Source organism: Paenibacillus sp. 2TAB23 (genome assembly GCF_052115165.1).
Lineage (GTDB): Bacteria > Bacillota > Bacilli > Paenibacillales > Paenibacillaceae > Pristimantibacillus.
In genome coordinates, this window is the sequence record NZ_JBFRGD010000006.1 from 300,956 (window position 1) to 324,377 (window position 23,422).

The window sequence follows — 23,422 nt, forward strand, 5'->3', positions numbered from 1 at the left end:
ATTTAATCCTCCTTCAATCTACGAATGGCGATCTGTGTCTTTAGTCCGCCCAACTCACTTCGCGAAACGCTTAAACCGCAATTCTGCCCAAATTTCAATTGCAGCCTGCGATGCACGTTAAGTATTCCGGTCGTCTCCATGGCACGGTCCGAGGAAGCTAGCGATTTCTGCAAACGAATCAATTGTTCCTCGTCCAGTGAATCGCCGTTATCCTCCACTTCGATATGCAGCTCGATCTCTGTGGCTTCGCGAAACCGAATTCGCAGCTTTCCGCCGTTGATTTTGTTCTCGAGCCCATACATATAGGCATTTTCAATTAATGGCTGCACGATTAGGCGCGGAACCATGACTCTCTCCCATGCTTCCGGCACCTCGCCAAGCTCAACCTCAACCGTACCGGAGAAGCGGATCTTCTGAATTTCAACATAGGAAACGGCATGCCTCATCTCCATTATGAGCGGAACGCTTTCCGCCCCGCTGCGGGTAATGAACTGGAAGTAGCTTCCTAGATAATGGAACATCCGATCCGCCAGTTCATGTTCTCTCATCCTCACGAGCCCCTGCAGAATAAAGAAACTATTATAAAAAAAATGAGGGTTAATCTGCGATTGCAGCTGCTTTAGCTCAGATTGCTGGGACCGAATTTGCTGCTCATATACCTCATGAACCAGCACTTGTATGCGCTCAAGCATATTGTTGTATTGATTGTATAGATAATGAAACTCGTCTTGGTTCCGATGATAGATCCTCACGCTCAGGTCACCTTTCTCGACCTTGCGAAATGATCCGATCAACCGCTTGATGGGCTTATGAATAAGCCTGTGTATCCAATACGAGAAAATAACGGTTAACAGCAAGGAAACGAAAGAGACAATCCATATCCAGTCGCGATGCTTGTTGAGCGGCTGAAGCACCGTCTTCGCCGGAACGAATACAGCAAGCGTCGTATCCAGCACGGATGAATACTCATGCGCGACGAAATAAGAGATGCCATTCAAGTCCAACATGAATTGTCCTGGATCTTTCTGTGCTTCTTCATGCTGTGACCGAAGCGTATCGGTAAACTCCTCCAGCAGCTTCCCCTCAATGCCGGAAGAAACTTGCCACCGAAGATCGGCGTTCACCCACGCTGCTCCTCCACCTTGTTCGCCGCCAGCCATGCTGGAGAGCGTTCGTTCAATCTCTGGCAAGGAAAGCTCGATCTCCATGGCCAACACAGGCTGTCGATTCACGTATACCGCATCCGGATATACTCCGCTTAGAAGCAGTTTGTTCTGTAGGCTGAAGATCGGGGAGTTCATATTGACCGGATCGAGAATGGCATTCAGTTCTTCCTCCGGAATCGTGTCATCGTAATTGTTTGCATTTATGCTCCTACCCAGAGCCGGTATATAGAGCTGCACGTTCTTTACGAAAGGGCTGGAGCTTTTGAGCAAGTAGAGTTTGTTTTTCACCGCTAGTATCGTACGGGAACGTTCAAAATCATTCAGTCTTTCCGCTACCGTCCCCAGCGTCAACAGGTCATCGTCGTTCACATATTCCAGCTTTAGCCTCGTCAACCGAGCTAGCTCGGTTTCAAGGGACGTCATGTAAAAGTGGACGCGAGAGGCCATTGACTCGGATATTTGTTTCTGAACGACGTCTTGGCCGGATTGATTCATCATGAGGCTGGAAACGTAGATGGGAATGATCATAAGCAAAAAGGACAAGACGAGCTTCGGATAAATTGTAAGCGATTTCATTAATTTTATCATCAGGTTTCCCCCTCGTAGTTCGCTAACTAAATCATACCTCGTCCGTCTTCCGTCAGACAACAAAAAGAGAGGCAATAAGCCCCTCTTACATCTCAAGCATAAAACGGATCACTTGATCCTCGAAGCCGGGTAACCGCTCATGCACGAAATCCGGATAAATCTCCAATTGCTTTTTTGAGACAATCTTATTGTAAGCAGCGAACTGTGTAGAAGGAGGGCATACCGTATCCAGCAGACCGACGCCCATCATAACCTCGCCACGGATTCGCTCCGCCAAATGCTGGACATCAATGTAGCCAAGTCTCGTAAATATTTCTTCTTCCCTAAGATGCTGAGGGTCGTGATGACGAAAAAAGGTTCTTATTTCCTCATAAGCATCCCTTGCCAGATCCATTTCCCATACCCGCTTATAATCGCTCAAAAACGGCACGCTAGCTGCAATCCGATTCAGCCTGGGCTCCAACGCTCCGCATGCCAGCGCAAGCCCGCCGCCTTGCGAACCTCCGGTCGCGCCAACACGGCTCGCATCTACTTCCGGCAACGCCATGACGATACCGGCCAATTGGGCCGTATCGAGGTAGATATCACGGAACAGCAACCGGTCGGGATGATCATCCAATCCGCGAATGAGATGTCCCTTAAAGGTCGTTCCCTTCACGCCTCCTATATCCTCAGACAGCCCGCCTTGTCCCCTGCAATCCATTGCTACGATGGAAAAGCCTAGGGACGCGTAAATGAGTTTATCCGCCCAATCGCCGGAATGATGCGCGTAGCCGTGAAATTGCAAAATCGCGGGATGAGGCTTAACCGCATGCTTTGGCCTTACATATTTGGCATGAATCCGAGCCCCTCCCGCACCCGTAAAATAAAGGTGAAAGCAGTCCGCATACGGAACCTGAAACTCGCTTTCGACGAGCTCGAGCTGCGGATCCAGCGCTCTCATCTCCTTAAGCGCATTATCCCAATATACGTTAAAATCCGAAGGGCGCGGATTACTCCCTCTATAGGTCTTCAATTGATCGAGCGGCATATCAATAAGCGGCATGTCTATCATCACCTCTGGCATTTTTTAAAAGCATTCATATGTTTCGTGTAGTACAATATTAACAATCAACTTTCATCTTCATTCCGAATTTACGGCATATTAGCGCTGAATTCAATAGAAAAATATTGAGAAGGAGGTAGTATTATTTTGCTTAGAACAAACTTCGGATTTCGCTATTCCGATCAATCCAATCCTTTAATGGCTATTCGAACAATCGGCTGGGAAAGCACCGTGAACGAAAGCTATAGCTGGAACGGATTGGCGCGTGACGATAAGTTTGTGGTTTTTCAATATACACTCTCGGGAGAAGGACACTTGGTATACGACGGCAAACATTACACCGTGCCGAAGAACCACGGTTTTTTTGTTCGAATTCCGGGCAATCATCATTATTACTACCGTTCAGAATCCAAAACGCCTTGGGAATTCATATTTTTAACCGCGACAGGCTCGCATGTTTTTGCCCATTGGAACAAAATCATCGAAACCAACGGACCTGTCATTTCCTTAAAACCGAATGCACAGCCGATCGCCTTGCTTTGGGAGATGATGCAGAGCGCCAACGAGAAGACGCTGCAGGATAAATACGATATCTCCGTCCGCCTCTATGAATGGATTGTCGCCTGCCACCGAATTATCGATGGCAAACCTGAAGCTGGTCAACCCATTCCTGCTTCGGTAGCCGCAGCAATAAAATTTATGGAAGGCCAATATCACAGGTTCCTTACGCTGGAAGAAATCGCAGAGGCGGCGGGCACCTCCAAATATCATTTTTGCAGACTTTTCGTCAAGAGCACCGGCGTGACCCCTATTTACCAACTGACCAAAATTCGCATTGAGGAAGCCTCCAAGCTGCTTCGTCAAACTAATCAATCCGTAGCTTCGATTGCCGCCGCCACCGGATTCGATAACAGCAGCTATTTCGGCAAAGTATTCCGCAGGATGATGGGAGATTCTCCGCAGCAATTCAGAGAAAACACGGACGACGACATTCCGGCTAACCATCTCTTCATCGATTAATTGGAATGGCAACACTCTCTGATTAATGAGCAATATTGTTAGACTATGGTGAAAAGATATTGCTATTTACTCCCTTCATATATGGATCTATGATTATTCCCGAAAGGAATTATAGAGCAATTATTTTATACGGAGGTGTTTGCAAATGTTGAAAATAGCAATGATTGGCGCAGGCAGTATCGGTTTTACCCGCAGACTAATTATGGATCTCATGGCCGTTCCGGAGTTCCGTGATACCGAATTCCGGTTAATGGACATTGATAAGGAAAATCTAGACATGGTTACAACGCTCAGTCGGCATATGCTAGATATCAATGGATTGAAGGCGGTCACACTAGTGCCTACGCTAGACCAAAGAGAAGCGATTAAGGATGCTGATTATGTTATTTGCCTAGCTCGCGTAGGGGGGCTTGAGGCTTACCGACACGATATTGAAATTCCTTTAAAATACGGTGTCGAGCAATGCGTAGGGGATACATTGGGGCCTGGAGGCATCTTCTTCGCACTCCGCACGATTCCGGTACTGCTTGACATTGCCCGCGACATGCGAGAGCTGGCTCCCGATGCACTGCTGCTCAATTACTCGAATCCTATGGCCATGAACACCTGGGCCGTTCGCCGCGCGGGCGGTGTCCGAGTCGTCGGTTTATGCCATGGCGTGCAGCACGGCCATGAGCAAATCGCCGAAGCGCTGGGGCTACCGCAGGAGGAATTGGATCAGGTTTGCGCCGGTATCAACCATCAGACATGGTTCGTCAAACTTACCCATAAGGGGCAAGATATGCTGCCAAGGCTGCTCGAAGCGTTCGAGAACCATCCGACACTTCCGCAAACTGAACCCTGTCGTATAGACGTCCTTAGACGGTTCGGCTATTATTCCACCGAATCAAACGGGCATTTAAGCGAATATTTGCCGTGGTACCGCAAGAAATCGGCTGACATGGACAAGTGGATTAACGACAAAGAATGGATTGGCGGGGTAACCGCGGGATATTTGGAGCATTGCCGGACCCGTCTGGAGGATTATAAAGCGATGTATCCGAAGTGGTTAAACGGGGAATTAGAGTCTATTCCGCTCGGCCAGCGTTCGGAGGAACACGGTTCATACATTATTGAGGCACTGGAGACCGGCCGGGTATACCGTGGCAACTTTAACATTGAGAATAAGGGACTAATCACTAACCTGCCGGATCACAGTACGATTGAAATTCCCTGTTACGTAGACCGGAACGGTATTGCGCCTACCTGGATTGGAGATCTCCCGCTTGCTTGCGCGGCTACCTGCCGTGCCAGCATCAGCGTTCAGGAGATGGCCGTAGAAGCTGCTTTAACCGGTAATCGCGAACTGGTGAAGCAGGCCGTTCTGCACGATCCGTTAACAGCAGCAATCTGCAGCACCGAGCAGGTATGGAGCATGGTTGACGAAATGCTGGATGCACTAGCACCATGGCTGCCACAGTTCAATGGCGAAAACCGTACCTGGGCTGACCTTCCTCAGCCGCAAACCCTTAATAAATCATTCGTTTAGGTTCTAAACTAGACACTCATATTTTATTTCCAGCCTAAAAAAGACCGATATTCTTTCATAATGAATTGAAGTGCACCCTTTAGAATAGACATTGGATTAAACGCCTGGTTTATCCGATGAAATGCTAGGGGTGCATTTTTTATGCCGGTAAAGAGACAGAAGTTCAAACGATTTACGATGAGTTTGCGATTGGAAGCAGTCAGACTCCACGTTGTGGAGTGCTAGGGATAGCAGACATATGTCAGGTGAAAGTGTGGATAAGGACGTATCGGAAGTTAGGCGAGTTTGGCTTTATGGACCGACGTGGTGGGCAAGAGGAATATATCGACGAGAATCGTCACATCTGAGGCCAAATACGAAGTAACGAAGATGCATAAAGGCGAATTGATATGAATATCACATTTTTAACGAGTCTAGACCGTAAAGAAAACCAAAAAACTGACGCCGATTGCTTATCGGCGCCAGCATGCTGCTTAGGTGTTTTTTCATTGTCCGCTAAATGGGGTCTTGACCACGCAAGAGTTATGGTCGTCGGTTCATGTTCGGTGGAGATTAGGGGGATCGAACCCATGACCTCATCGCTTCCATTGATATGGTCCATGCCCATAGTATCACTTCTTCGCCTTATAAAACTCATGATAAAGCTTCATCAGCGCCCTCTTCTCAATCCGCGAAACATAACTCCGCGAGATCCCCAGCTCCTTAGCAATCTCCCGCTGCGTCCGCTCATCCCCGCCATGTTCCAGCCCAAAGCGGCCAATGACAACTTCCTTCTCGCGGTCATCGAATATATCCAGATTTTTATATATTTTGCTCTTCTCAATCTTCAGCTGCACCTTATCCACAATATCGTCCGCTTCGGTACCGAGGATATCGATTAACGTAATTTCGTTGCCTTCCTTATCCGTACCAATTGGGTCATGCAAAGAAACGTCCTTCCGAGTCTTCTTCAAAGACCGCAGATGCATAAGTATTTCATTCTCGATACAACGAGCCGCGAACGTCGCGAGCTTCGTGCCTTTTCCGGTTTGGAAGCTCTCGATTGCCTTGATCAATCCAATCGTGCCGATTGAGATCAAGTCCTCGAGATCCTCCCCGGTATTGTCGAATTTTTTGACAATGTGTACTCAACCCGATGTCTTTATTTAGAAATTCTTATGAGTCATTGCAATCTAATCTCAAACTAATCGTAGAAGTAGGTTGAGAGGATTTGAATCCTTGTCTCTTACCTTTCTCCACGTTTCTCGATGTTCCATTTAATTCCTGCATATATCAAATTCCAAGACTACAAACTCAATAATCCCGTTTGTTTCAGTTGCCGTGTTCCGTCGGGAATCTCTGGCCGATCCTCGGAATGAACGAGAATATGCCAAGTCCCTTCCGGAAACGCTTGTTCCATGAATAATGGCTGGGGCAGCCAAACCCTGAATAGATTTGATTCACTGAACTCATTACCCGCGGATGCATAATCACACATAACCAGCTTGCTTTCTTTATGTCCGACGAAATGAGTTGGCCTGATAAGGAAAGGTACCTCAAAAGCCATCCATACCCCCTCGGGCTTTGATGCAACAGACACAAGATCAATATAGGTTTCTTCATCGGAACAGTTATTTAGGAGAACATAATCAATGTTCCAGTCTTGATTGTGCTTTCGCTCCATATGTTCATGATCGAGCCAAAGACTGACATGCTTCTCCGCTTCGGAAAGTCGGCTGTCTAACGCAAGTACAATCGGTCCCACCATAATGGCTTTATGGTTTATACTCCCCGGCGCCGTAATCACACGTCCTCTTAAATCCAGCTTCAGATGAATTACATCCCCCGATTTCCATTCTCTGTGGATTTCCGTATACGTCCCGGGTATGCAGGCAATCCGCACGCCGTTTACTTGAAGCTCGTTTTGTCGGCTCCATGCTGGAATACGAAGCTTTATCGTATAGGAGCAGCTTTCACTCTGCTTTACCTTGATTCTAATTATGTCCGGTTCGGGATAGACTGTCTCCATCTCAAAGCTGACTTCGACTCCATTGCTTACTCTTCCACTCCAATTCCCTTGATAATATAAATTTATGGCTATACCAGAATCATCGTTCATGACCGCCCAACCGGGTACCGTAAGGAATCCGCGCGGACCATTCGCCGAGCAGCAACTGCACTGCACGAGTGGAACCTGCATATGACTAGGCACGCGTTCCCCTGCCAATGGCGAAAAATAGGCCCACCAGTTGCCGCTCGGAACCATTGCGCTGAGCAATGCATTGTATAGCGTATTTTCCATTTCATCTGCCCATTTCGGATCACCTGTAAGACGCAGCAACTGGTAGCAATATTTGATCCAGGTTGTTGTGACACAGGTCTCCATAGGCTGTTCCAGCAGTTCAGTCTGTCTTTTAGCCCCGTCGCACCACAATTCGCCGCTGGAACCGGAACCTACGATCATCGTTTCCTTTTCCCTTACCAAATCGGCAAATTTGATTGCAGCTTCAAGGTACCCTTGTTTTCCTGTAGCCCGGTACAATTCGCACACGCCTTCATAACAGGACATCATCTCGTAACCTTTAGGTGATGCAATTTTTAAGGGTTCAATTCCCGCAATGGCATCCTCGATAAGCCGGATTCCGTTCGGATTGTAAATGCTTGGCTCGCTCCAAAGCGAAACGAGGTACTCGGCGAAATCCAGGTATTTCTGATCACTTGTTCGCAGAAATAACAATACGACAGGCTCCAAGATGGAACAAGACGATAATGCCTCCAAGAGCGAGAGCCCCGTTTCCGTCAGCTTTTTTTGGCCGGGACCGGATATCCGAATAAGCTCGTCCGTAGCTAAAACAGCCGCTTGCAATACCTCCTGTTTTCCGGTCAAATCATAGTAGGCGATCAGTCCAAGCAAGGCATACTTTCTTCCCCAAATATCCCAGTCCCCAAAATCGTTCTCATAGCTGCTGATGCGGCCATTCTCCGACTGTGTATCTATCAAACCCTGAACTGCGTCAGCCAAAATCGCCCCGTGATGATCAGTTTGTTCGATCTGATAGGCCAGTACTGCGGAGGTAAACCATTTGCCCCAAAATTCCCCTCCCCAACTACCGCCTTCATCCGTTTTATCCCGAAACGGGATCTGGAATAAAGCATGGTTGGCGGCCATGACGCCGTTGTGAATACAGGCGGCTATTCTTTGCCCCAAATATCCTTCAATACGTACGCTTCCGTCAATGGATGGCGTTAAACGATCCGTTATCTTCAACTTCATCTGCCAACACTCCTTAAAGCATTTTATAAATTCCTTATAACGCCGATAAAACCAAGCCGGAAATTTGTCCCTTTACAATTAGGGGTATTTCCATGTACCACTTCCAACTCAAACCGATGATCGCTTTCTTGCAACGAGTCCGAAACAAGATAGAAAGAAAATAGACCATCATCCGACAGCCACTCCGGCCTTGCACGGTCTGAGAAAACCCACTCCGAATCATCAATCCGGTAGTTAAATTCAGCCGTCTTCCAACCAAAATCCATACCTAATGCCAGACCTTTCCCATAAAAGGTGAACGAAAGCTTTGCTCCCACTGCCGAAGTTTCAAGCACTTGATCGATCCAGACGTGATGCAGCCACCTTTTGAGTACCCAGGGACCTTCAATATATGCGGCTTTCAGAGAAAGAAGAGATACTGAATGCCATAATCCCTCAAACATGGGTACTGGCAATGATGTCGGAGCAGCTTGCGATTCAGCTTGGATGTATCTTGCACTCTCCGTCTCAAGAAATGCGATCACACCTTGGGCATAGCTCAAACTGCCCCGTATCGATGGGTGAAGTCCGTCAGGCAGCCATTCTTCCCAGCTGAATCTCCCTCTTTTGAGTTCGTTCAAAGCATGGAGCCCCACCCACACAGACCCGATTCCATAATGCTCCGCCAGTTGTTCGAATTCCGCTACGGATGCCGGCAATTCTGCTTGCATCATGGCTGTATACATATCCTGATGGTAGGTGTATACAAGAATGACATCGCAATTCCCATTGGCAAGGATAGACCTGATCAGCGTTTCCCTTGTTTTATTTCTCTGCTCGGATCCAACAAATAGATCATTAACCGCATATTCGATAAACACCAAATCACATCCACGGTCAATGATATCTCGTTGCGCTCTAAACACCGCCAAATCGCTGCCAGTAGCCCCAATAGCCGCGTTCTCAATGCATATTTTAGCGGAAGGAAATTGTTCGCTAAACCATGCGGCAACCGGTTCGGGCCAGTTGTTACGGGGCCTCCCGTCCGTTATTGAGCCGCCCAAAAAGCCGATCGTTATTTCCCCTTCATTTAAAGAACGCCAAACATGCGATAATACATTTCTATTTGTAAATTCATTCAACCATATACACCCCGCGTTCAGCCTCTTAATTGATAAATTGCAAATATTGAAGCATCCGCTTCAGTATGGTGACTGCTTGAGCTCGTGTCGCTTCTTCCTTTGGAGAAAATGTGGAATCCGACAAACCTTGCATAATATTTGCATATCCGGTGATTGCTGCCGATTCCAACGCCCAATGGGAAATGTCTCCCTGATCTTCGAATGGGTCAAGAACAGATTCCGCCGGATTGACCGTTTTACCGGTAAACTCTATCGCTCGCGCAATCATCACAGCTATCTGCTCGCGTGTGATGGTGTCGTACGGTCGAAAAGAACCGTCTTCATAACCATGGATTACCCCTGCCTTACTGGCTGCTCCGACCGAACCGGAGTACCAAGTCCCTTCGCTAACATCCGAGAAATTCAAATCCGTTACAGTAGTGGACAAACCAAGGGATCGTACGAGCAGTTCCGCGAACTGTGCCCTTGTAATACTTGCATCAGGTACAAATTCCTTATTGGTCATCCCATTAACAATAAGTTTGTTTGCCAGCAAATTGACGTCCTCTGCAGCCCAGTGTCCAACAAGATCGTTAAAGGATCTCTCCGATTCGATTACCGTGTAAATCCCGTTATGAGGGGAATATATCGTTATCTCAAAACGATCATCTTTACGAGAAATGACCGAAGGCATAAAATGCAAGCCGTTATCGTCATCAACCCATACGGCCGTCACTTTCGAAATATCCGAAGCGGCAGCAAACGAAAGTGTTCGACTGATATAGTTACCGTTGAAATCCGTGACTTCTTTCCCATCGTATTCGACTCTGAACTGTACAGGACTTGCCAACATCTGCATGGATCCCATTTTTGCAACTCGGCTTTTAATAGCATCCGCCATTTCTTCGGCTAATTTTGTAATCGTAATGGTGATCTTCGTATCCCTTGGAACATTTTTAGCTATCTTTGCAGGAAGTAGATAGCTGGCGTCAGCCACCTTAACTAGTAAGCCTGCATCGGACCATTTCTCTGCCGTATCAAGAAGAGCCGAAGCCGGAATATCAACCTTGACCACAGGATCCGTGTTCTTTACATCGAGTACGAGTGAAGATTGTTTACTCAAGGAGAAAGCTTGCGCGAGGACGTCCGCAGTCACCGCCAATCTGACCACTGTTTGATTATTGTTATTCTTTTCTCTAGTTACAGTAACTTGAAGATCGCTGTTACCTAGCTTAACATCGGTAGGTTTTATCGGGTCACCGGGAACGCCAGTAAGCGTTCCTCCTTCACTTGGCGGCAAAGCTTCTCCCCATACTTTAAACTCTCTGCTACTCGGCCAAGCGTTGGCATCGGTGAGTGTCATTCGTACATATCGGTAGATTCCTTCTACTTCTTCGGTAATCATTGGACCTTGCTTGCCATCATTCGTTCGATCAACAAGGGTCACCCAATCCGAACCGTTCGCCGAACCTTCGATCTTGTATTTGTAGGTCTTGGTATCCGTGTCCGCAAACCATTGGTAGACATGAGTCAGGGAATACTTCTCACCGAGATCGACTTCAAGCCATGATGGATACTTTACCCCATCCACCAGCCATCTTGTCTCAGGATTTCCATCTACGGCAAGATCTGGGGAGAATACCGCATCTCCTCCGTAATTGGCGTATTCCGAAGCGGTTGACTGTTTTTTGTATGCGAGATTCACTTTCTGCCCGGTGATATTGACCGGAACGGTACCCATTACTCCCGAACCATCTCCAGCCTCCGCACGAACGAGAACCGTTCCGTTTTTATTGGGATAGAGAAGCCCGGTGTTATCTATAAATGCCACTTCCGTCGGCGATTGGCCGTCTTCTGCCCAGACAGACCATGCAACGGCTTTGTTTGTTGCATTTGCAGGCAAAACATCGGCAATCATCTGCAAACTCTGCCCGTTTAACGTGATTTCATTCGTTCCTCCCTCGCCCGTAACTTCAATGGCAGCTACGGGGATATTGTCCGGGATGACTTCACCAGTACTGCTATAGATTTCAAACTCTTTGCTGGACGGCCAGGCATTGGCTTGAAGAAACGTCATTTTTACATACCGATAGCTCCCATTGACCGTTTCCGTGATCTTATCCCCGGTGACACCTACTATGCTGCGGTCGACCATCAACACCCAGTTTTCACCGTCTAATGAACCCTCTATTTTAAATTTATAGGTTTGGGACACTGCCGCATACTGAATAATTGTACCGAGAGCTTTTGGCTCTCCAAGATCAACCTGTAACCAAGATGGATATTGCACGCCATCTACAAGCCACCAGCTATCCATATTGCCGTCAACTGCGTTGGATGGATAGTAGATTCCTGCCGCGCCATAATCGGCATAGGTAGAGGCGGTTACCGTTTTCCCCCGCGCAAGGTTCTCAGGCTGATTGCTGATTGTAATGACTTTTTCACCCTTTAATTCCGGCTGACCGTTGTCCGTCACTACCACTTTCACCTGACCGTTTGACTTAGCCGTTAGCAGACCGTCGCCAGATATGGAAGCCTTAGTTGTAGGCGTGACCCCATCCATCTCGTAAACTTCCCACTTGACGGACATAAAACCGTTATCACCCAGTGGCTCTGCTTGATAGTCCATTTGCAATGTTCCATAAGGCTGGGGAATGGTGTCTGCTCCATTTCCAGTTGTTACAGTCAAACTTGTAGCATGCTTAATGGTAAGCAACTGCGGAATCTGATTTTTGTTTGGGAACAGATTATCCGGTTCGGTTGTCGCGTCGGAAAAAATTGTTCTAATTGCATTAATGTAATCGAAACCATACTTTTCTGTAGGGGCGATATAATGGCCTTCGGCATACTCATTCCAGTTGTCGAGAAATAGCAATTTGCCGCTCAAATTTCCATCGGATTTCGCATTCATTCTGGTTTTCGCTTCGTCCAAAAGTCCTTCATACAAATTCGGGGGGATCTCCCATACAGGTGCAGGCGTGCCCCACGGCCGTGCATCCCAGCCGCTTGATACAGTCATAATATAGGGAACTTCGCTGTTATAATCGAAATTATTCCACGAATCGATGTGAGACTGGACATAACTCTCAGACGTGATGTTCGCGTCAGTTGGATACGTGTCCATAAAGGTCGGGATGTGATAGGAATAAATATAATCGATTCCGATCTCTTTAGCGGCAGCGAAACTTTGTGTTGTATTCGTGTTCTCGGCTGTCATCAGGATAACGCCAGGATAGCCGGCAACCGCCACTGCCTGGCGGAATTGAGTAATGGCATTTTTGGCATTCTCTTCGCCACCGACATCGCTGATGAACTTGGACAAGCTGTAGATCGATACTATTGGCTTACCTTCAACTTTCAGATAATTGGATTTGGAGAAATACTCCTCTATCCAGAAGGGGACCACATTGTTCAGGAAATCATTGATGTCCGAGACACCGTCGGCGGAATCATTGGAATTTTCCCATTGTATGGCCCATTTCAAATAGTCTCTATGCTGAGCGCTGTTGGCCAAGGAGTGCGTCAAGCCATCAAAGGAGGACATAACCGGGGCTTTGCCCCCATTTCCTTTTTGTCTAAACCAGCATGAAAACAAACCGTCTATGCCGTTTTCCACAGCCATCTTGATCTGCCAATCTGTCGACACGTCGTAATTCTCGTCATAATAACCCATGAGGGGTGTACGCTCCGGATAAAGAACGGGGTTCGTGCTTTCCCAAAAATATCTGCTTCCCCATAAGTTGCACGACTGTGCCACTACGATTTTGTCACCGGTATCGACAGGAACCGGGGTCGGAACCAGATCCCGGGGCTGAACATAGGGTTCGCCTTTGACTTCGAACTCCATGCTGCTTGCCGGGCTCCCGTCTCCAGAACCGGTAATCACAAGCTTGATAAATCTGTACCTACCCTGTACATTTTCTTCTATTATGCTGCCGTTAACACTGGTTTGAGTACGGTCAACCAGAACGGACCAGGACCAATTGTTAGGCGTATTTTGATTGGAACCTTCAATTCTGTAGTACCAAGTGGTATCTGTCTGAAAATGCTGTTTCACTGCTCCCAGCGTAGTGATCGCATCCAAATCAAGAATAATGGATTGAGGAAATGCTGCATTTGCTGCAACCCATCCTGTGTTAAGATCGCCATCTATTGCTTTAACTGCGGTATTGATCCCCAGGTGAGAGGAGGAGTCGGCCCGGCTTCCCAGCGCTATATTGGCATACCCGTTCTCATCATTTATCGTTTCTGATGCCTCAACTTTATTCTCTTCCAGACCGATAATGCCCAAACACGGCAAGAAAATTGAAAGGATTAAAATACAAACTGTGATTTTGTTCATTCGTTTTCGATACAAAAATCCCATCCCCTTCCGCATATTCGCTTCTAAACTGTCCTGAAAGCTTCACGTACAGCTTCCAAATAGGAAAATCCATATTTTTCGGTTGGAAAGATATAATGCCCTTCTCCGTATTCATTCCAGTTATCCAGCAGAATTATCGTACTTTCCAACCCGCCGCCGTGCCGGGTATCAAGCTCCTGTCTAGCCGTTTCGCATAATCTTTGAAAATCACTGGGTTCAAGGCGCCACGTTTGGTCTGTGCAAGAATGACCCCACGGTTCCGAATCCCATCCCATGGAACACGTCACGATATTAGGAACAGCCCCCAGGGACTGTTCTTCCCAGCATTTCTTCTGCGCGAGAATAATGGAATCGGGATTGTCACCGAAAAATTCCGCTCCGAGATTGGTAGAGCCATCTGCAAACGTAGGCCAATGATACGAGAAGCTGTAATCCAGACCGATATCTTTCATAAGCTGATTCCGCTCTGTTATCGGCCCCCAGCAATATTGACCGAAAAGGATCAAACCTTGAAATCCAGCCTCTATACAGCGCTTACGCATATTCTCGATCGCTCTTGCAGCAGGAAGACTTCCACCTAGCTGCTCGACCAGCAAACCGATATTGTAAATCGATAGAACCGGCTTTCCATCCAGAACAAGGTAATTGGATCTGGAAAAGTACTTTTCCACCCAATATGGCAGCAGATTTTCAATGAGATCGCTTTCAGAATCCACTCCGGAAGCGATGTCGTTTGCGTTCTCCCACATGATCATAAATTTCATTTGTTCCCCGTACCTGCTGTGTTCCAGACCTCTTAGCCAATGATCGTATTCGGCCGTAATCGGACGCTTCCCCAAATTATTTTTGGATCGATACCAACAATTCATAAAGAAGTGAACGCCATGCTCTAACGCAAATTGTATCTCCCAATCAATGATGCGAGGGTCCGCCTCATCATACCAACCTAGTATAGGCTTTCGATCTATAAAAGGTTTGATTTTCTCCCATGCGGAAGAGCTGTTCCACAGATTGCATACTTGTGCCCCGACCAGGTATTTACCCGTTTCAATCCGAATAGGTTGTATGGGCTGGCTGCTGTAATCCCGAATCCCGTCGTTTGCCAAATGTACCGCCCTCCTTATTAGGAGAACTCCGCCTTTTGTAAGAGGAGTTCTCCTTTTGCCTATCTTTGTATGAAGGTTAATAATCAGTTAAGCTCCGAGAGGGCCTTCTTCATTTCCCCGTCCCAGAAAGCGTAAACCTTGTCAATCCCCAGCCTCTCAAGTTCTTTGATGATCTTCGCTTTGTGAGCGACGAAGTCATCCGCAAGAATCAGCTTGATGACCTCCTGGTTCAGATAATTGACGATACGGTCCGAAATCAGCTTTATCTCATCCGGCTCGTTAGGCGGCAGCAACGGAGAAAGTTCTGCTATGCGTGTTTTGCCRTAATCTTGGCCTGTGGGCGGTATCTTGTTCGGAAATTCCGCATTGTAGTACGAAGTAATTTCCTTTTTCAGCGCATTTTCGGGCTTTTCCAGCTGGATCTTCATGTAGGATTGATTATTTCTGAAATCAAGTGGATTCTTGGTGTCAGGGATGAATCCCGTTATATCCAGTCCGGATTGGTTCGCATATTTCCGATATCCAAACTTCAAGGCGTTTTCGGCGTCTTTCTCGTTCTCGAAATAAGTATCTGTATACTTAAACTCGCCGTTCTCATTTACCCAATCCTGTCCTTCGATTCCATTAATAATCGTAAGCACGCCTTCAACAGAATAGAGGTAGTTGATCAATTCCATTGCTCTTTCTGGATTTTTTGAGTCTTTGCTGATGGCATACACAAAGTTTTGTCCTTTGTTTGCCGTATTGTAATAATAGTTTTCTCCACTCATAGGAATTGGATTGTCTGCGGTCCAACCTTTGTCGTAGATTTTCTTGGATTGCAAATAAGAGTTTGATCCGCCAATCACCCAGTTAATATAGGTGGCAAGTACCTGCCCGGTATTATATTTCTGGACAGCCTGATCATACTTTTGCGTCCAACTGTCCGGATCAATGAGCCCCGCTTTGTTGGCCTTATTCCAGAAATCAAGATCAGCCCAGAATCCCGAGTTTTCATTCGTGTATTTGTTGAAGTATTCGAAGGACTCTCTGTCGATCTGAAGAATATTCGTCAGTCCGCCTATAACCTCTGCTCCTTGACGTCTTACGTTCCAGTGATCGGCCAGTATTCCGTAGCCCCAGTCCAACCATAATGAGAACCCATGGTAAGGCTTTCCATCCTCATTATTGGGATGAAGCTTTTTCATCTCTGCGACAACCTTGATATAATCATCGGGCGTTTCTATTGCCGGGTAACCGAGCTCTTTGTAATAATCCCATCTTACATAGGGACCCGCCCAAATCGTTTCAGGTAATACGGGGCCGTCCGTGCTGATTTCGGAACCAAGGAATTTCAATTGCCCGTCTCCGAACATTTCTTTATAATAAGAAATCGTTTCCGGACTGATGTTCTTTTTAATGTCTTGTCCATATTTTTCGAGAAGCGGTTCCATATCAATAACCAGGCTTTTCATCTGATCAAAATTTTTCTTGGGAATAACCATAATATCTTTCAAATCGTTAGTCGCGAGAATGGCTGCCAGCTTCTCATCGGATGGCTGGGTTTCCATATCGAGTTCGATATTAAACTTCTCTTCGATATGCTTCATAATCGGATCTTCCTGACGTCCTGGCGGGGAACTGGCCCACAATTCCGCTGCCCAGAATGACAAGCCTACTTTTTCCCTCGGATTTTCCTGAGCGACTGTCTCTCCTTGATTAGTTGGCGCTTGTTCACCTGCGTTATTGTTTTTCTGTTCGCGATTGTTACTTGCGCACGCAGTGTTAAACGCGAGTGCAGCAATAAGGATCACAGTTGACAATTTTCCCATTCGCCTCTTCATACCCATACCCCCTGATATTTTTAAAATAATGCTTATTGTAACCTGCAAGCAGGGCAATAACGAAAGTTATCCTTTTACCGATCCAAGCATAATGCCCTTTACAATAAACTTTTGCATAAACGGGTATACAAGTATGATCGGAAATACCGTTACCATAGTGATTGTGGTCTTGATCGAAAACGAATCAAGTTGTTTGTTGCTCGCAACATTTTCCAGATTGATATTACCCTGCATTGCTGCTCTGGCAAGAGACTCCGCCTGCTGCAGGTAGTTGTAAAGCATGAGCTGTAACGTTTGAAGATTCGGATTGGATACAAGGAAAAAGTTGTCCTGCCAGGCATTCCATTGACTCACCGCATTAAACACCGCTACTGCTGCGATTACCGGCAGACAAACCGGTGCAGTAATCCTCCATAAAATCGTAAAGTATCCGGCTCCATCGACTAGGGCCGACTCCTCAAGCGCAGTCGAAATCGATTCCATGTACGTCTTGATCAATATAACTGCGAAAGGCGAAATCATTCCAGGCAGTACATAGAGCCAAAAGGTGTTGTTTAACGATAGGATTTTCATGATAACGAACCAGGGAATGAGTCCGGCGTTAAAGAAAAGCGTAATCACAGTAGCTCTATATATCCACTTTCTTCCTGGAAGAATATTTTTAGTTACCACATATGCCAACATGATGGAGAAGAACAACATCAAAGCAGTCCCAATGATCGTTCTTGCGGCTGAGATACCGAAAGCCATCAGAATTCCGTCCAGCTTTAGAACACTTTTGAAATTATCTAGATGGAATCCGACTGGGAAGTAAAGCACCTCTCCCATAGCTACAGCTTGCGCATCACTCACAGAGGCAATAAAGATGTAGTAGAAGGGATAGATACACAAGAAAGTGAAAAACAAGAAAATGGTTGCATTGATAATTTGAAAGGTATAATCTCTTTTTTTCATCGTTTTCCCTCCTTGTTAAAATATCGACTGGTTTCTCAATTTCTTCGAAATATAGTTGGCACTGAACAGCAGAATAACACTGATAACGGTCTTGGCCATTCCGATCGCCGTAGACATCGGATAATTATTGAGCGTGATGCCAAGCCTATAAACATATACATCCAGCACCTGAATCTTGGATTGGGTAAGTCCATTCTGAAACAGAAAGTATTGTTCAAATCCCGTATTTAGCATCCCGCCTATATTCAACAACAGCAGTGTTATGAAAGTGGGAATTAGACCGGGCATCGTGATATGCCACATCCGCTTGAATCGACCCGCCCCATCCACCGAAGCTGCATCGTATTGTTCCTGATCGATTCCTGCAATTGCAGCAATATAGATGATGGCTCCAAAGCCCAGCGATTTCCATATCGAGATGGCTGTTTGAAAATACCAGACAATGTCGGGGTTTGCCAAAGGGTTAAGCGGTTTAGAGATCCACCCCAGATTGAGCAGTACTTTATTAAGAATGCCTTCCCCTGGGGCAAAAATAGCGTATGCAAAAGAGAAGACCAGAATCCAACTAATAAAATTGGGTAATGTGCTTATCGTCTGGATAAGCCTACGTAGTCTGCTATTCGTCATCTCCATAAGGAAGATTGCAAATATTACAGCAATTGGCGTAGATATCAGACTGAGAAAACTAAGTACAAGAGTATTGCGCAGCACGTTGGACAACTCCGGGTCGTCAAACGCGAACACAAACCACTTAAAGCCCACAAACTCGGTATCTAACATTTTGAGCCCTGGTTTGTAATCGAAAAATGCCATAGCCCAACCCGCCAATGGAAGATAAGAAAATACGATCAAGATAATAACGCAAGGAATTGCCATTAGCAGCAGGGTTATTCTTCCAGAATCCAACCCCTTATTTCTTTTGCCTATGTACACCTTCTGTTTATTGACCTGCAAGTTGTTTGTTGACATCTAATTCCCCCTAATCTATGATATGTTTAATTTCAGAAGCCCCATAGGTTCATAGTAATACGATCCCATAATGGGATGCTATGATTAGAATTTTAGTAATTTGCAATAATTATGAATTCTTTGCCTGGAGGTTAACCAAACGATGTTGTCACTATATTCCAGGTTTATTAAACGGAAATTTTTTAATCGACTTCTTATCATATACACGGGGATCATTATCCTTACGGTCATTCTATTTAGCATGTCCGTCATTCACAGTCTAAAGCGGTCTGCCGAACAAGACGGTCTATTCAACGTCAAAGAAAGCGCTTCCAAAACAATGGATTATTTGGAGGAAAAATCTGATTTTGTAACTTTACTGACAAGACAGATTTATCTTAATCCGGTACAACACCAAAGTATGATGGATTTTTTGTCCAGAAAAATTACCAATTACACCGAAGCTGATTACACGGGAGCAACTGTGATCAATAACTACCTTAATGCAGTTGCATCCCTGGATAACGATATTTTTGATTCCGTACTGTATAAGAAGATCAGCAAAGACCTCATGTTTACCTCTAATTATTTGATCTTGAACAGTCAGAGTTTTATTGCAAACAACACATCCTCTTTCAGGAATATGGACGATGATTTTTATGGTCTCTCTATTACTCCCGCATATCTACAAGATTATGCAACCTCAAAGCAATTGCGTATTTTTTCGATTTCATCGAACATCCGAGCGCCCTTTGCCCTTTCCGCTGGGGATAACACTTCATTGTACAACCGAAGCATTGCCATCCTGACCGTAAACTATAACGCAGAACGAATTGTCCGCCATTTCGACAAAATGGTTAGCGGTAAGTTTTCACCTGAAATCATTGTATTAAGTCAAAACGGTGACGTGATTTTGGACACTACCGGCGACTATTACGGGAAGACATACCCTCATTTCCGGCCAGACAGTCTGACACCGATTAACTTGGAGCAATCCAGTCTCGTAAGTTCCTTGCATAATGAGAAACTCGGCTATTATGTCGTAGCTATACTGCCGCGCTCTCAAATTATGGTATCTATCCAGTCCTCCATAAACACGGTTGTACTTATCGCTGCAGTGTGTGCGGCGTTTGCCTTATGTTTCGGTATCGTCAGTATTCGATTATTCTCAAAAAGGGTTAATCTCATCAATAAGGCAATCCAGAAAGTACAAATGGGCAATTTGAATTACAAGATTCCCGTCAGCAAAAATCAGGATGAGATCAACAGCATAGCAGTTAATTTCAATCATATGTGCAATATGCTGAAGGATTATATCAATAAGATATACATTTCCGATTTGTTGCAGAAGGACGCCCAGATCCATGCGCTTCAAGCCCAAATCAATCCCCATTTTCTGTACAACACGCTAGAAGTAATTCGAATGGAAGCATTGTCCTATGGAGATGAGAGTACAGGTCATATGATTGAACTTCTTGCCCAACTATTCAGAAATAGCATCAAAGGAGAGTTGGTCGTTACGATCAAAGATGAATTGGAATTCTGCAACAGCTATCTCGAGTTGTACCATGTCAGGTATAGTAATAACCTGATATTCGACTTTCAAATCGATGAAAGCATTCATCATTTCGGTATTCCCAAGCATCTGTTGCAACCGATCATTGAGAATGCTTTGATTCATGCTGTAGATCATTCGAGACCCGAAAACCATATAACGATCCAAGGTTACAGCCAAGAACAGCAGATTGTGATTGAAATATCGGATAACGGGCACGGGATGGATGACTCGACGAGGGATCAAATCAGAGAACAGCTAAGGATCACTAGTGAAATCAACCACAATAAAATTGGTCTTTCCAATGTTCATAGGCGTATTCAATTGTTATTCGGCAAGGAATACGGCGTGGATATTGACAGCAAATCCGATAGGGGCACTACCGTACGTATATGTATTCCAACAAAAAGCCGAGAGGAGATGCTGAGTGATGTACAAAGTTTTACTGGTTGATGACGAGCCGAAAATTATTCAAGGTTTGCAGCGTTTGATTGAATGGGAAGACTACGGCATGGAGGTAGTCGGCACAGTCCAATCAGCATCGGAAGCGATGACGATCATGAAGAGCAGAACAATTCACGTCCTGATTACGGATATAAAAATGCCTGATGTGGATGGACTTCAATTGATCGAGTGGTCAAAGTCCTTTAATCGGCTAATCAAATGTGTCATTCTTAGCGGTCATGCCAACTTCCCGTTGGTGAAGGAAGCCGCTGTGCTCGGAATTGAGAATTACTTGCTCAAACCGGTCAATCGGGAAGAGTTGTCCGATACGCTAATCGGTATCTGCTGTAAAATTGAAAGAGATTTATCCGAACAAACACAGTTGAGAAACGATGCAGTCATTCTAAGAAATAATATTATCAACCGTTGGTTAGTAAATCGAATCAGACGCCAGGAACTTGAGCAAAGAGCCGATTTGCTCAACATCAAATTTGATTCCTCTTATATCATCGTCAGCTTAATAAAGATCCTATATAAAGATTCCGATACCGATCGTGACAGGGATTTGGTTCAGTATGCTGCCGAAAATATTTGCTCAGAGCGTGCAACAGGGGCTGTTACAGTCTGTGATCCCTATGGACATATCGTATGTATTTTTCCTGCCGATTCTGAAGATACAGCCATACAAATCCAGAGTGTTTTAAAGGATTGCTCTGAATCCATTACAGACTATCTTAAACGTGATTTGTTTATCACGATCGGGACCCGGGAGAGGGAGCTGCACGACGTCCATCTCAGTTATAAACGCGCTTTGCATTTAATGGATTACAGCCTTGTAATGCCAATGAATACAATAATGGATGACGCGGAGCAGTCTCCTCAGAAAAACATCATTCCAATCAACATCGATTATACTCAGTTACAGTCTTGTTTGATCAACGGGAATGACGCCGGGGTATTGACCTTTATCGAGGAAACTATATCTGAACTATCCCGTGCAGGAGGTGTTTCCCCTTCGCTCGTACAGAATGTCACTATTGAAATTGCCCACCACTTGCTTAGCTATACCCATAAACTAGACCCTGATCATGCGTTTCAGATGAAAAATCAGGGAAGTCTTGTAGCAGAGCTACAGCAACAACAAAACATGGATGAAATAAGGCTTTGGCTTAGTTCGCTAGCACAGACAGCTTTTCAGGTTGCTCATCTGAGAGGCGGTAATATGAACCCCATCATCAAGCGCATGCTGGACTATGTTGATCGTCATTACATGGAAAACATTTCATTAAAAACCATATCCCATACTTTTAATGTGAATGCGGCGTATATGGGACAACAATTCATAAAGGCCATGAATGATACTTTCTCCAATTATTTAAACATCAAACGTATCGAGAAAGCCAAGGAACTGATTATGACAACCGATTTGCCTTTGCAGGAAATTGCGATCCGGGTCGGTTACCATAACCAAAGTTACTTTAACAATATGTTCAAGAAACATACCGGCGTTTACCCTACGAAATACAAAATTACGGCAAGAGGCTTCCTAGCAATTGAGAAATAGAACTGTACACAGCACTTACACATTAAATATGGCGCCTGGCTCAAAGTGTTTGCTAATTTTTATTGGTTCGAATCCGTTTTTGGAGTAAACGTGACTTCCTGTTTCTCTGCACGATCTCGACTGAAGTAACCCTATCGCTATTCCTTTATAGGAAACAAACACAAAAAAACCGACTAAGAGTCTTGCTACTAGTCGACTTTTTCGTGTTTTCGCAAAAATTATTCTACTGTGAGTATCCTATCTCTTCGCCTTATAAAACTCATGATAAAGCTTCATAAGCGCCCGCTTCTCGATTCGCGAGACATAGCTCCGGCTGATCCCCAGCTCCTTCGCAATTTCCCGTTGCGTCCGCTCATCCCCGCCATGCTCCAGCCCAAAGCAGCCGATGACAACTTCCTTCTCGCGGTCATCGAGTATGTCTAGATTCTTATAAATCTTCGATTTCTCTATCTTCAGCTGCACCTTATCCACGATATCATCGGCCTCAGTGCCGAGGATATCGATCAACGTGATCTCATTGCCTTCCTTGTCCGTGCCAATCGGATCATGCAAAGAAACGTCTTTCCGAGTTTTCTTAAGCGACCGCAGATGCATAAGTATTTCATTCTCGATACAACGAGCCGCGAACGTTGCGAGCTTCGTGCCTTTCCCAGTCTGGAAGCTCTCAATAGCCTTGATCAATCCAATCGTCCCAATCGAGATTAAATCCTCCAGATCTTCTCCTGTATTATCGAATTTTTTGACATTGTGAACTCGATCCGATGTAACCACTTGATGCACCATGTAGAATACAATAGAAAAACCTTGACGGTCATGAGGGGAACTGACCCCAAACCGTGAGACAAAATAAAACACCTTTAAGTTGAAGATGCGACTATTGTAAAATAATCGTACAACTTGGAGGTGTTTTTGCTTGGGAACAAGAGTGAGTTACCCCGTAGAGGTAAAAATGAAGGCTATTGAAA

At 45.5% G+C, this 23,422-nt stretch carries 15 protein-coding genes; 4 read left to right on the forward strand and 11 right to left on the reverse strand.

Translation table 11 applies throughout. The features are described from left to right. Positions 1 to 2 precede the first annotated feature (2 nt). Together AB4Z29_RS11995 and AB4Z29_RS12000 are read right to left on the reverse strand one after the other, a co-directional pair. Positions 3 to 1,754, reverse strand: coding sequence for a sensor histidine kinase (locus AB4Z29_RS11995; protein WP_441943276.1), 1,752 nt, complete (start codon positions 1,752 to 1,754; stop codon positions 3 to 5). 85 nt (positions 1,755 to 1,839) lie between these two features. Beyond that, positions 1,840 to 2,799, reverse strand: coding sequence for an acetylxylan esterase (locus AB4Z29_RS12000; protein ID WP_441943277.1), 960 nt, complete (start codon positions 2,797 to 2,799; stop codon positions 1,840 to 1,842). Between the two features lie 147 nt (positions 2,800 to 2,946). Here AB4Z29_RS12000 and AB4Z29_RS12005 point away from each other — a divergent pair, with 147 nt between their 5' ends. Both AB4Z29_RS12005 and AB4Z29_RS12010 read left to right on the forward strand, forming a co-directional pair. Next, the gene (locus tag AB4Z29_RS12005) at positions 2,947 to 3,819 is read left to right on the forward strand and encodes a helix-turn-helix domain-containing protein (protein WP_441943278.1); all 873 of its coding nucleotides are present in this window, start codon (positions 2,947 to 2,949) and stop codon (positions 3,817 to 3,819) included. Positions 3,820 to 3,964: 145 nt separating this feature from the next. Beyond that, entirely contained in the window at positions 3,965 to 5,347 is a 1,383-nt protein-coding gene (locus AB4Z29_RS12010; protein ID WP_441943279.1) for an alpha-glucosidase/alpha-galactosidase, read from the forward strand. A 611-nt stretch (positions 5,348 to 5,958) separates the two neighbouring features. On the opposite strand, the gene sigK (AB4Z29_RS12015) is transcribed toward AB4Z29_RS12010, so the two are convergent. From sigK (AB4Z29_RS12015) to AB4Z29_RS12050, 8 genes are all read right to left on the reverse strand, one after another. Further along, positions 5,959 to 6,468, reverse strand: a complete 510-nt coding sequence (gene sigK / locus AB4Z29_RS12015; protein ID WP_441943306.1) for an RNA polymerase sporulation sigma factor SigK — start codon at positions 6,466 to 6,468, stop codon at positions 5,959 to 5,961. 164 nt (positions 6,469 to 6,632) lie between these two features. After that, positions 6,633 to 8,600, reverse strand: coding sequence for a beta-L-arabinofuranosidase domain-containing protein (locus tag AB4Z29_RS12020; protein WP_441943280.1), 1,968 nt, complete (start codon positions 8,598 to 8,600; stop codon positions 6,633 to 6,635). Positions 8,601 to 8,623: 23 nt separating this feature from the next. After that, positions 8,624 to 9,721, reverse strand: coding sequence for an SGNH/GDSL hydrolase family protein (locus AB4Z29_RS12025; protein WP_441943281.1), 1,098 nt, complete (start codon positions 9,719 to 9,721; stop codon positions 8,624 to 8,626). A gap of 25 nt (positions 9,722 to 9,746) precedes the next feature. Continuing rightward, positions 9,747 to 14,057, reverse strand: coding sequence for a discoidin domain-containing protein (locus tag AB4Z29_RS12030; protein WP_441943282.1), 4,311 nt, complete (start codon positions 14,055 to 14,057; stop codon positions 9,747 to 9,749). 29 nt (positions 14,058 to 14,086) lie between these two features. Further along, complete coding sequence (locus AB4Z29_RS12035) at positions 14,087 to 15,169, reverse strand: glycoside hydrolase family 99-like domain-containing protein (protein WP_441943283.1); 1,083 nt, start codon at positions 15,167 to 15,169, stop codon at positions 14,087 to 14,089. Positions 15,170 to 15,252: 83 nt separating this feature from the next. Continuing rightward, on the reverse strand, positions 15,253 to 16,992 hold the full coding sequence (locus AB4Z29_RS12040) for an extracellular solute-binding protein (protein ID WP_441943284.1): 1,740 nt from the start codon (positions 16,990 to 16,992) through the stop codon (positions 15,253 to 15,255). A gap of 66 nt (positions 16,993 to 17,058) precedes the next feature. Next, a complete protein-coding gene (locus tag AB4Z29_RS12045) occupies positions 17,059 to 17,946 on the reverse strand; it encodes a carbohydrate ABC transporter permease (protein ID WP_441943285.1) in 888 nt (295 codons plus the stop codon). A gap of 15 nt (positions 17,947 to 17,961) precedes the next feature. After that, on the reverse strand, positions 17,962 to 18,915 hold the full coding sequence (locus AB4Z29_RS12050) for an ABC transporter permease (RefSeq protein ID WP_441943286.1): 954 nt from the start codon (positions 18,913 to 18,915) through the stop codon (positions 17,962 to 17,964). 142 nt (positions 18,916 to 19,057) lie between these two features. On the opposite strand from AB4Z29_RS12050, the gene AB4Z29_RS12055 reads away from it, so the two are divergent. Together AB4Z29_RS12055 and AB4Z29_RS12060 are read left to right on the forward strand one after the other, a co-directional pair. Further along, positions 19,058 to 20,902 carry a sensor histidine kinase gene (locus AB4Z29_RS12055; RefSeq protein ID WP_441943287.1) on the forward strand — a complete coding sequence of 615 codons (1,845 nt, stop codon included), beginning with the start codon at positions 19,058 to 19,060 and terminating at the stop codon, positions 20,900 to 20,902. Next, positions 20,880 to 22,457, forward strand: a complete 1,578-nt coding sequence (locus AB4Z29_RS12060) for a response regulator (RefSeq protein WP_441943288.1) — start codon at positions 20,880 to 20,882, stop codon at positions 22,455 to 22,457. The genes AB4Z29_RS12055 and AB4Z29_RS12060 overlap by 23 nt, the downstream gene beginning before the upstream one ends. A 237-nt stretch (positions 22,458 to 22,694) precedes the next feature. Here AB4Z29_RS12060 and sigK (AB4Z29_RS12065) read toward each other — a convergent pair whose 3' ends face one another. Next, entirely contained in the window at positions 22,695 to 23,240 is a 546-nt protein-coding gene (sigK, locus tag AB4Z29_RS12065) for an RNA polymerase sporulation sigma factor SigK (protein ID WP_441943289.1), read from the reverse strand. Between the last annotated feature and the right edge of the window lie 182 nt (positions 23,241 to 23,422).

Coding starts and splice junctions, on each gene's coding strand:
- AB4Z29_RS12055 (WP_441943287.1), top strand. CDS start 19,058: ATGTTGTCACTATATTCCAGGTTTATTAAACGGAAATTTTTTAATCGA.
- AB4Z29_RS12010 (WP_441943279.1), top strand. CDS start 3,965: ATGTTGAAAATAGCAATGATTGGCGCAGGCAGTATCGGTTTTACCCGC.
- AB4Z29_RS11995 (WP_441943276.1), bottom strand. CDS start 1,754: ATGATAAAATTAATGAAATCGCTTACAATTTATCCGAAGCTCGTCTTG.
- sigK (WP_441943289.1), bottom strand. CDS start 23,240: ATGGTGCATCAAGTGGTTACATCGGATCGAGTTCACAATGTCAAAAAA.
- AB4Z29_RS12000 (WP_441943277.1), bottom strand. CDS start 2,799: ATGCCGCTTATTGATATGCCGCTCGATCAATTGAAGACCTATAGAGGG.
- AB4Z29_RS12050 (WP_441943286.1), bottom strand. CDS start 18,915: ATGTCAACAAACAACTTGCAGGTCAATAAACAGAAGGTGTACATAGGC.
- AB4Z29_RS12060 (WP_441943288.1), top strand. CDS start 20,880: ATGTACAAAGTTTTACTGGTTGATGACGAGCCGAAAATTATTCAAGGT.
- AB4Z29_RS12045 (WP_441943285.1), bottom strand. CDS start 17,946: ATGAAAAAAAGAGATTATACCTTTCAAATTATCAATGCAACCATTTTC.
- AB4Z29_RS12020 (WP_441943280.1), bottom strand. CDS start 8,600: ATGAAGTTGAAGATAACGGATCGTTTAACGCCATCCATTGACGGAAGC.